Consider the following 9172-nt stretch of genomic DNA (forward strand, 5'->3'; position numbering starts at 1 on the left):
AGAGGTGTTACAAAGGGAAGTAACGGAGCAGTCATACCGGTGAAGGCAGCAGTTTGCTGTCCGGCCATAACAGCCTTTGAAGACAGTCTCTGCATGTTTTCTGATCTCTCTGGAGATCGTACTCGGCGACTTCAGAACTGTTGAGGCAATACTTCTGAGAGATTCTCGCCGGTTGAGGGCGCTTTCAATGGCTTTTCTTTCAGCCAGAGTCAAATGTTTGTTCATGATGATGAACTCCTTTCCGAGATCTGTTGTCTCGTAAGAAAGGTCTTTCATCAATTCAGACTAAATGCAAGCTCCTTTTAATTCAGATTTAATGCAACGGGGTACCGGATGTTGCGTTGCATTTACCTTGAAGAATTTCAAAACTCATCCCGGCGCTGACGTGGAAGCACGAGCTCTTGCAATGACGGAACGGTATGGTATAATGAATCGGTTTTAAAAACGCACACCGTACGAGGGCTGAGGGGCGGTGCCCTTCGCGAGAGGGTCCCAAGCCTGCTGGAATACGGTGGAGGATAACCGAGGAGGAATTTTTGAATGTCAGTCGTCAGCATGAAGCAGCTTCTTGAGTGCGGTGTCCACTTCGGACATCAGACGCGCCGCTGGAACCCGAAGATGAAGCCTTACATCTTCACGGAGCGCAACGGCGTGTACATCATCGACCTGCAGAAGACCGTCAAAGGTCTGGAGAAGGCGTATGATTTCGTCCGTTCGGTAGCCAAGGACGGCGGTTCGGTGCTTTTCGTCGGCACGAAGCGCCAGGCGCAGGACACGATCCGCGAAGAGGCGCAGCGCTGCGGCGAGTTCTATATCAATCAGCGCTGGCTGGGCGGCCTGATGACCAACTTCGCCACGATCCGCAAGCGCGTGCAGCGCATGATCGAGCTTGAAAAGCACGAAGCCGACAACGATTGGGGCGACTATACCAAGAAGGAGATCTCCCTGTTCCGCAAGGAACTGGCCAAGCTCGAGAAGTATCTGCTCGGCATCAAGGATATGCGCGCTCTTCCCGACGCGCTCTTCGTCATCGATCCCCGCCGTGAAGACATCGCCGTCATGGAAGCCCGCAAGCTTCACATTCCCGTCATTTCCATCGTCGATACGAACTGCGATCCGGAGATGATCGATTATCCCATTCCCGGCAACGACGACGCCATCCGCGCCATCAAACTGATCTGCGGCCTGATGGCGAACGCCGTCATCGAGGGCCGCGGCGGAGAGGACGGCGCGGTGTCTGACGCTCAGCTTCCGGATGCTGACGAGACCGCCGCCAGCGACGCTTCCATCCTCGATATGAAGGAGAAGCTGACGGAGGCCTACGGCGAAGTTACCGCCGAGGGCAACGACGAATAGTTCCGAAGGAGGTCGCCATAATGGAAATTACTGCTGCTGTCGTGAAAGAGCTTCGTGATCGTACCGGCTGTGGGATGATGGACTGCAAAAAAGCCCTGGTCGAATGCAACGGAGACGCCGAGAAGGCCATTGATTTTCTTCGCGAGAAGGGCCTTGCCAAAGCTGCCAAGAAAGCCGACCGCAACGCCAAGGACGGACGTGTTTTCTCCTACATCCACAACACCGGCAAGATTGGCGTGATGGTGGAGATCGACTGTGAGACCGATTTCGTCGCCAAGACCGACGAGTTCCAGCAGCTGGGCCACGACATCGCCATGCAAATCGCCGCGGCCAATCCCGCCTACGTGGCTCCGGAAGACGTCCCGGCCGACGTTCTCGAACGCGAGAAGAACATCTACCGCGAGCAGCTGATCGCCGAAGGCAAACCCGCCGATCGTCTTGACAAGATCATCGAGGGTAAAATCCGCAAGTACTACGAGCAGAGCTGTCTGCTCGAGCAGGCCTGGATCCGCGACGGAGACAAGAAGATCAACGACCTCGTGATCGCCCTGATCGCCAAAATGGGCGAAAACATGAAAGTGCGCCGTTTTTCCCGCTTTTCCATCGGCGAATAGGATGTGGTGGCACAGAGTTCCTGATGAGCTCTGTGCCTTTTTATGTGCGGTTTTATTGTGAAAGTTTCGCTCTTTTGATGATTTATGTTAAAATCAAGTCGCGCGGGATGAAGGGCATATGAGCGCGGATCGCGAAGCGATGAGGAGGAGCCGTCATGAAGTTCAAACGTGTGCTGCTGAAACTATCAGGAGAAGTCCTCGCCGGACCCCAGGGATTTGGCCTCGATTTTCGCGCCATCGACCGGATGTGCCGCCAGATCGCCCAGGTGGCGGCCGACGGCATCCAGATCGGGCTCGTCGTCGGCGGCGGCAATTTTTTCCGCGGCCGGCAGGCCGTGGATGAAGGCGTCGAACGTTCTCAGGCCGACTATATGGGGATGCTGGGGACCGTCATCAACGCGCTGGCCCTGCAGGACGTCCTGGAACGCAAAAACGACATCCCGACGCGCGTGCTGACGGCGATCGAGATGCGTCAGGTGGCGGAGCCCTACATCCGCCGCCGGGCTTTGCGCCACATCGAGAAAGGCCGCGTGGTGATTTTCGCGGCCGGGACGGGCTCTCCCTATTTCTCGACCGATACGACGGCCGCCCTCCGCGCGGCGGAGATCGGCGCCGAATGCCTCGTCAAGGCGACCAAGGTCGACGGCATTTACGACAAGGATCCTTTCAAATATTCCGACGCGGTCAAATTCGAGAAACTTTCATATATGGACGCGCTGCAGCGCCGTATCGAAGTCATGGACGCCGCGGCGTTTTCCCTCTGCATGGAAAACGGCATCCCCATCGCCGTTCTCAACGTGCTGGAAGAAGGCAGCCTGCGCGCGTTCCTGATCGAGGGCAAAAATATCGGCACCATCGTATCCAAATAAGACAAAGGAGCGGATTCAGTATGGCGGATTTCAATCTTGACGAGAAAATGGCAAAGGTGCTCGATCACCTTGACGGCGAGTTTCAGGGCATTCGCACCGGGCGTGCCCATCCCGGGCTTGTCGAGGGCGTCAAAGTCGATTATTACGGGTCGCCCATGCCCATCAAACAGCTGGCGAACATCACCGTGCCCGAAGCGCGGATGCTGATCATCGCGCCTTTCGACAAAGGGGCGGTCAAGCTCATCGAAAAGGCGATCCTGGCCGCCAACATCGGCCTGACGCCCAACGTGGACGGGAACAACATCCGTCTTGTCGTTCCGGAACTGACCGGCGAACGGCGCAAGGAATTCGTCAAAATGGCTTCGAAAGCGGCCGAGGAAGCGAAAGTCGCCTTGAGGAACATCCGCCGCGACGCCAACGGCGCCTACAAGAAGCAGGAGAAAGCTTCGGAAATCACCGAGGACGATCTCAAGAAAATGCTCGACGACGCGCAGAAGACCACCGATAAATTCATCGCCCGGGTCGACGACGAGTTCAAGAAAAAGGAAAAAGAGATCCTCGAAAAATAAACGACACACAAAGCGCAAGCAGGCGTCCTATCGGAACGCCTGCTTGCGCTTTGTCTTTATCGAAGGAAGCTTTTATTGAACGCCGAGCGGCACCAGGCCGCCCTGGGCGAGGTCGACGTAGCCCCGATCGGTCAGCTTCAGCGAAGGGATCACGGACAGCGAGAGGAAACTGAGCACCATGAACGGATTGGGGAGCGGCGTGCCGAGTCTCTTCGCGGCGTCCAGCAGCCGGCTGAAATCCCTCAGCAGCTCCTCGGGCGGAAGGTCGCTCATCAGCCCGGCGATCGGCAGCGGCAGATGGAACAAAACTTCGTTCCCGTCGGCCGCGACCAGCCCGCCCTTTTCCCGTATGGCGGCGAACGCCGTCAGCATTGACTGGTCGTCCATGCCGACGACGCTGAAATTGTGCGCGTCGTGCGCCACGGACGAGCCCAGAGCGCCGCGCCGCAGTCCCAGACCGGTGACGAACCCGCGGCCGATCCTTCGCTGCGCGGTGTTCCGGTTCACGACGGCCATCTTCGCGAGATCGCGGGACGGGCACGCCGTGAATTCACCGTCCACGGCCGCGCCGTCGACGATCCGTTCGCGGGTGATCACTTCGCCGGGAACGGTTTCGATGACGCGGAGCCTGCCCCGCGCCGGGATCCTCAGATCGTCCGCCGTCAGCGTGCAGCCGTTGCCGCTGACGCCGGGGAGATTCGCGCCGCGGGGCGATCCCCGGCGGGGGAACTCCGCGGCCCTGCCGTTCTTCCAGACCCGAAGGACGTTGAAATCCTCGAGATTGTCCAGCAGCGCCATGTCGGCGCGGTAACCGGGCGCAATGGCCCCCAGGTCGTAAATGCGGTTGAACTCCGCCGGGTTCAGCGTCACCATGCGCAGGGCGCTGACGGGGGAGATGCCGTTTTTCACGGCCAGGCGCAGGATCCGGTCCAGATGCCCTTCGTCGTGGAGCACGGCGGCGGTCAAGTCGTCGCTGACCAGCATGCAGCGGCTGGCCCGCCGTTCGTCTTCGGCGACCAGCGGGGCTAAAGCCGCCAGATTGTGTTCCGTCGCTCCCTGGCGCAGCATCACCCAGCAGCCGCGGCGGAGTTTGTCGAGCGCTTCTTCGTAAGAGCTGCATTCGTGGTCGGAGTTGCAGCGCGACAGCAGGTAAGCGTTGAGATCCTTTCCCCTCAGGCAGGGCGCGTGCCCGTTGCGGGGCTGTCCGCGCGAGGCGAGGATCTTTTCCCACGTGTCCCGGTCGCCGCCGACGACGCCGGGGTAGTTCATCATCTCGCCCAATCCCCGGCATGTCCCTTCGGAAAACATCCGCGCGATCGCGTCGGCTTCGAGGATCTCACGCGGCGTTTCGAACGGCGAGGCGGGGACGCACGAAGGCGCGTTCAAATAGATGTCCACGGGAAGCCCCTCGCTCGCTTCGCGCATGAAGCGGAGCCCCTCGAAGGACGAGGTGTTGGCGATCTCGTGCGGATCGGCGAACACGGTCGTCGTGCCGTGAGGCAGCACCAGTTCGGCGAAGCCTCGCGGCGTCAGCATCGTGCTCTCGATATGGCAGTGCGCTTCGATGAAGCCGGGCACGAGGAATTTTCCCGCGGCGTCGAATTCCTCCCGTCCGCGGTATCCTGCGCCGACGCCGACGATCAGGCCGTCGCCGACGGCGACGTCCGCTTCTTCGATCTCGCCGGAGAAGAGATTGGGAACCTTCGCGTTTTTGATGACACAATCGGCGGGGTTCGCGCCGCGGGCCTGTGACGTCAACTTCCGATAATCCACCTGCGTTCCTCCTTACGAAAATAAGTCTGGCAATACAAAAAAAGGAGGTCTGTCAAAGACCTCCTCAATACTATCATAAACGCGGCGCTTAGAACATCGCCGCGACGGCCGGCAGCCACCAGGAGCTGCTTTCCTTGGCCAGGAACAGCAGCGCCAGCAGCCAGAGGATCGGGCTGATCTCCTTGACCTTGCCGCCCAAGACCTTGGTGACGACGAACGTGAGCGTGCTGAACTCGATGCCGTTGCCGATGCTGTACGTGAAAGGCATCGTAAAGATGGCGACGGCGGCGGGGATCGTGTTGGAGAAGTCGCTGAAATCCAGGTCGCGAAGGCTCATCATCATGTAAATGCCGACCATGACCAGAGCCGGCGAAGTGGCGGCGCTGGGGACCATGGCCACGAGCGGGCTGAAGAAAACGGCCAGCAGGAAGAGGACCGCCGTCGTCAGCGCGGTGAGCCCGGTGCGCCCGCCCTGCTCGACGCCGGAAGCGCTTTCGACGAAGGACGTGACGGTCGAAACGCCGAGGACCGATCCGGCCACCGTGCCGATGGCGTCGGCCATCAGCGCCTGGCTGGCGCGGGGCAGGTTGCCCTTTTCGTCCAGCATGCCGGCGCGCGTGGTGACGCCGACCAGCGTGCCGACGGTGTCGAAGAAATCGACGAAGAAAAACGTGAAGACGATGCCCCAGAACGTCGCCGTGCCGATCATGGAAAAGTCCATCTTGCAGAACAGCGGCGCGATGGAAGGCGGCATGGACACGAAGGAAGCCGGCACTTTCGTCAGCCCCGCGGGGATCGCGGCCAGCGTGGAAGCGAGGATCCCCCACAGCACGGCGCCCCTGACGCGGTGGCACTCCAGGCAGACGATCACGAGGAAGCCGAAAATGGCGACCAGAGCGGGCTTTGAAGTGAGGTCGCCGACGGAGACGAGCGTCGCCGGGTTATCGACGACGATGCCGCAGCCGATCAAGCCGATCAGGGCGATGAAAAAGCCGATGCCGGCCGCGATGCCCACCTTGAGAGTCTTGGGGATGCTGTTGATGACGGCCTCGCGGATCTTCGTCAGCGTCAGCAGGATGAAGATGACTCCCTCGACGAAGATCGCCGCCAGCGCGACCTGCCAGGAAACCTTCATCGAAAGGACGACGGAGAAGGCGAAAAAGGCGTTCAGCCCCATCCCCGTGGACAGGCCGATCGGATAATTGGCCAGGAACGCCATCAGCGCCGTGGCGAACGCGCTGGCCAGACACGTGGCCACCATCACGGCGTCGAACGGCATGCCGGCGTTCGCCATGATGTTGGGATTGACGAAAATGATGTACCCCATCGTCATGAACGTCGTGACCCCGGCCATGATCTCCGTATGGACGGAGCTGCCCGCCGCTTTGATCTTGAACAACTTCTCGAACATGCAAAATTCCTCCTGATCGCTGATATTATGGAGCTTTCGGAACGAAAATCACGGGATGAGGATACACTATTTGCCGCAAGTCCGCAAGTTCCCGCACGACATGCCGCCGTTGCCGGCGCCGCCGCGCCCGTCGGAGCGGCGGCCGAAATGAAGCAGGGGAGTATTTCATGCGGCGAAATACTCCCCTGCGGAAACGAGTCGGACCTACTCGATCTCGGACACGTACTCGGCGAAGCGGCGCAGGCCCTCGCGGATATCGTCCTCCGAGTTGGCGTAGGCGATGCGCATCATGCCGTCGGCGAAGAAGGCGCTGCCCGGCGTCACCGCCACGTATTTGCTCTTGAGCAGATCGGAGCAGAGCGCCGCGTCGTCGGCAAGCAGCGTGTCGCCATGCTTTTTCCCCAGCAGCCCCTTGAGATCGATCAGCACGTAAAAAGCCCCGTCCGGCTTGACGTACGAGATGCGGGGGATCGCGTCCAGCAGGCTGAACACGAGTTCGCGCCGGGCGCCGAAAGCCTTTCTCATCACCTCGACGTCCACGTCGTCGGCGCCCTTCAGGCCGCCGAGCGCGGCGTACTGGGCGATGGAGCAGGCGTTGGACGTCAGGTGTCCCTGGATGCTGCCCATGGCCTTGATGTATTTCGAGGGACCGAGCGCGTAGCCGATTCTCCAGCCCGTCATGGCGAACGCCTTGCTGACTCCGTTGACGACGATCGTGCGGTCCTTGACGGCGGGGCAGAGCGCGACGATCTCGCTGAACTTGGCGTCGCCGTAGACAAGGCGCTCGTAAATTTCGTCGTTGACGATGATCAGATCGTGATCGAGCGCCAGCTGGGCGATGCCTTTCATGGTCGCTTCGTCATAGACGGCGCCGGTCGGGTTGTTGGGGCTGTTGAGGAGGATGCACTTCGTCTTCGGCGTGATCGCGGCCTTCATGCGCTCGAGGGTTGGCACGTTGCCGGTGTCGCTGCACTCGACGAGAACTTCTTTGCCGCCGCAAAGGCGGATCTGCTCGACATAGCTGACCCAGGCGGGAGCGGGAACGACGACCTCGTCGCCTTCGTCGAGGATCGCCGCCAGCGCGCAGTAAAGCACCGGCTTGGCGCCGGCGCCGACGAGCACGTCATTGGCCGCGTATTCGAGCCCAAAATGTTTTTTGTAGTAGGCGCAGATGGCTTCGCGCAGCTCGGCAATGCCGTTGCTGGCGGTATAATGCGTATAGCCTTTGTCGATGGCGTCATGCCCCGCTTCGAGCACGGCCCGGGGCGACGTGAAGTCGGGCTCTCCCTGGCTGAAGGAAATGACCGGCTTTCCTTCGCGCTTCATTTCCTTGGCAAGGGCCCCCACGGCGAGCGTGGCGGAAGGCTTTAGGTTCATGGCTTTCTTCGACAGAGACAGTGACATGATGTACCACTCCTTGTTTTGTTTTGGTAAAAATAAACTGGAACGGATCCAATGTAGCAGAAAACGCCATGAAAATCCAGTTGACAATAACTTTTTAATATTTCTATATCAGGACTTGCCGGAATATAATTTGAGTGATATGATAAGTTTGCAACAGAGAGTGACAGAACGCACACTGGAAGGAGGAAGTATGCATGGAGATTCGTTTTTTGATGAAAAATGTTGAAGTTCCTGCTGACCTCAAGGAGTATATGGAGAAGAAACTTTCCAAGATGGAAAAGTTTTTCCCGCGCATCACCGACAGTCAGATCCTCGTGAAGATGATCAAGAACACGTATATCACGGAAGTGACGGCCAACGTCAACGGCGTGATCATGCGCGGGGAAGAGAAGGACGTGGATCTGCGCAAGTCTTTCGATCTGGGGCTCAAGAACCTCGAGCGCCGCATCCGCCGCCACAAGGAATATCTGGTGGACCGAGCCCATTTCAAGACGCACGACCGGGAGTTCTCCTTCGACGATCAGCCGGAGCTCGACGAGCTCCCGGTGGGGACGATCGTCAAGGAAAAACACTTCGACCTCTATCCGATGACGCCCGACGAAGCCGTGATGCAGATGGATCTTCTCGAACATTCCTTCTACATGTTCCTCAACGCCGAAAGCGGCAAAGTCAACGTCGTTTACAAGCGCGAGGCCGGCGGTTACGGGGTCCTGATCCCGAATTGAAACGCCGGATCACTGATAAATACCAATAAGGAGGGCCTGCGGCCCTCCTTTTTCTTTAGGAGGTAAATTTTCAGAGTAAATGCAACCTCGTCAAAGTAAATGCGACGGGGTTGCATTTACTTTGACAGGACAAAAGCAGCAAGCAGTCATTACGAACACATAATAACGATCAAGATTGCGCTAACGGAACAAATTCAAGGGGATGAAAAGCTGTTACGAGGAAATTGTCCGAAAAAAGTGCATACAAAAGTGATCCTCAACTGAAAGCAAAATTTTCAGTTCAGAGTTAATGCAATCAAGAAATTAAAAAGGAGCCGTTATTTACCGGCGAGAAGAGTCCGCTTTAAACAGATATCCTGTGGCGGAATAAGTTCGAGTCCGAGTAAATGCAATACATCCTCGCCATACAGGTTGATAAAGATCTCTGCAGGAGATTTTCCGTTAAATTTTT

At 58.4% G+C, this 9172-nt stretch carries 9 protein-coding genes; 5 read left to right on the forward strand and 4 right to left on the reverse strand.

Annotated elements, in window-relative coordinates; all coding sequences use genetic code 11:
* The coding region (locus B0D78_RS11800) for a helix-turn-helix domain-containing protein (protein ID WP_143521727.1) at positions 1-276 on the reverse strand (276 nt) is incomplete at its 3' end.
* Positions 277-540: 264 nt separating this feature from the next.
* On the opposite strand from B0D78_RS11800, the gene rpsB reads away from it, so the two are divergent.
* The 4 genes from rpsB (at position 541) to frr (ending at position 3408) form a co-directional block, all read left to right on the forward strand.
* Positions 541-1356 carry a 30S ribosomal protein S2 gene (gene rpsB, locus B0D78_RS11805; protein WP_078017142.1) on the forward strand — a complete coding sequence of 272 codons (816 nt, stop codon included), beginning with the start codon at positions 541-543 and terminating at the stop codon, positions 1354-1356.
* Positions 1357-1376: 20 nt separating this feature from the next.
* Positions 1377-1970 carry a translation elongation factor Ts gene (gene tsf / locus B0D78_RS11810; RefSeq protein ID WP_078017143.1) on the forward strand — a complete coding sequence of 198 codons (594 nt, stop codon included), beginning with the start codon at positions 1377-1379 and terminating at the stop codon, positions 1968-1970.
* A gap of 155 nt (positions 1971-2125) precedes the next feature.
* Positions 2126-2839 carry a UMP kinase gene (gene pyrH, locus B0D78_RS11815; RefSeq protein ID WP_078017144.1) on the forward strand — a complete coding sequence of 238 codons (714 nt, stop codon included), beginning with the start codon at positions 2126-2128 and terminating at the stop codon, positions 2837-2839.
* A gap of 20 nt (positions 2840-2859) precedes the next feature.
* On the forward strand, positions 2860-3408 hold the full coding sequence (gene frr / locus B0D78_RS11820) for a ribosome recycling factor (RefSeq protein ID WP_078017145.1): 549 nt from the start codon (positions 2860-2862) through the stop codon (positions 3406-3408).
* Between the two features lie 72 nt (positions 3409-3480).
* Here the strand turns inward: frr and ade are convergent, their stop codons facing one another.
* The 3 genes from ade to B0D78_RS11835 form a co-directional block, all read right to left on the reverse strand.
* A complete protein-coding gene (gene ade / locus B0D78_RS11825; protein WP_078017146.1) occupies positions 3481-5181 on the reverse strand; it encodes an adenine deaminase in 1701 nt (566 codons plus the stop codon).
* Positions 5182-5269: 88 nt separating this feature from the next.
* The gene (locus B0D78_RS11830) at positions 5270-6592 is read right to left on the reverse strand and encodes an NCS2 family permease (RefSeq protein ID WP_078017147.1); all 1323 of its coding nucleotides are present in this window, start codon (positions 6590-6592) and stop codon (positions 5270-5272) included.
* Positions 6593-6796: 204 nt separating this feature from the next.
* A complete protein-coding gene (locus B0D78_RS11835) occupies positions 6797-7996 on the reverse strand; it encodes a pyridoxal phosphate-dependent aminotransferase (protein ID WP_078017148.1) in 1200 nt (399 codons plus the stop codon).
* Positions 7997-8190: 194 nt separating this feature from the next.
* On the opposite strand from B0D78_RS11835, the gene hpf reads away from it, so the two are divergent.
* The gene (hpf, locus tag B0D78_RS11840) at positions 8191-8721 is read left to right on the forward strand and encodes a ribosome hibernation-promoting factor, HPF/YfiA family (RefSeq protein ID WP_078017149.1); all 531 of its coding nucleotides are present in this window, start codon (positions 8191-8193) and stop codon (positions 8719-8721) included.
* The last annotated feature ends 451 nt before the right edge of the window (positions 8722-9172 follow it).

This window comes from Pyramidobacter sp. C12-8 (genome assembly GCF_002007215.1).
GTDB lineage: Bacteria > Synergistota > Synergistia > Synergistales > Dethiosulfovibrionaceae > Pyramidobacter.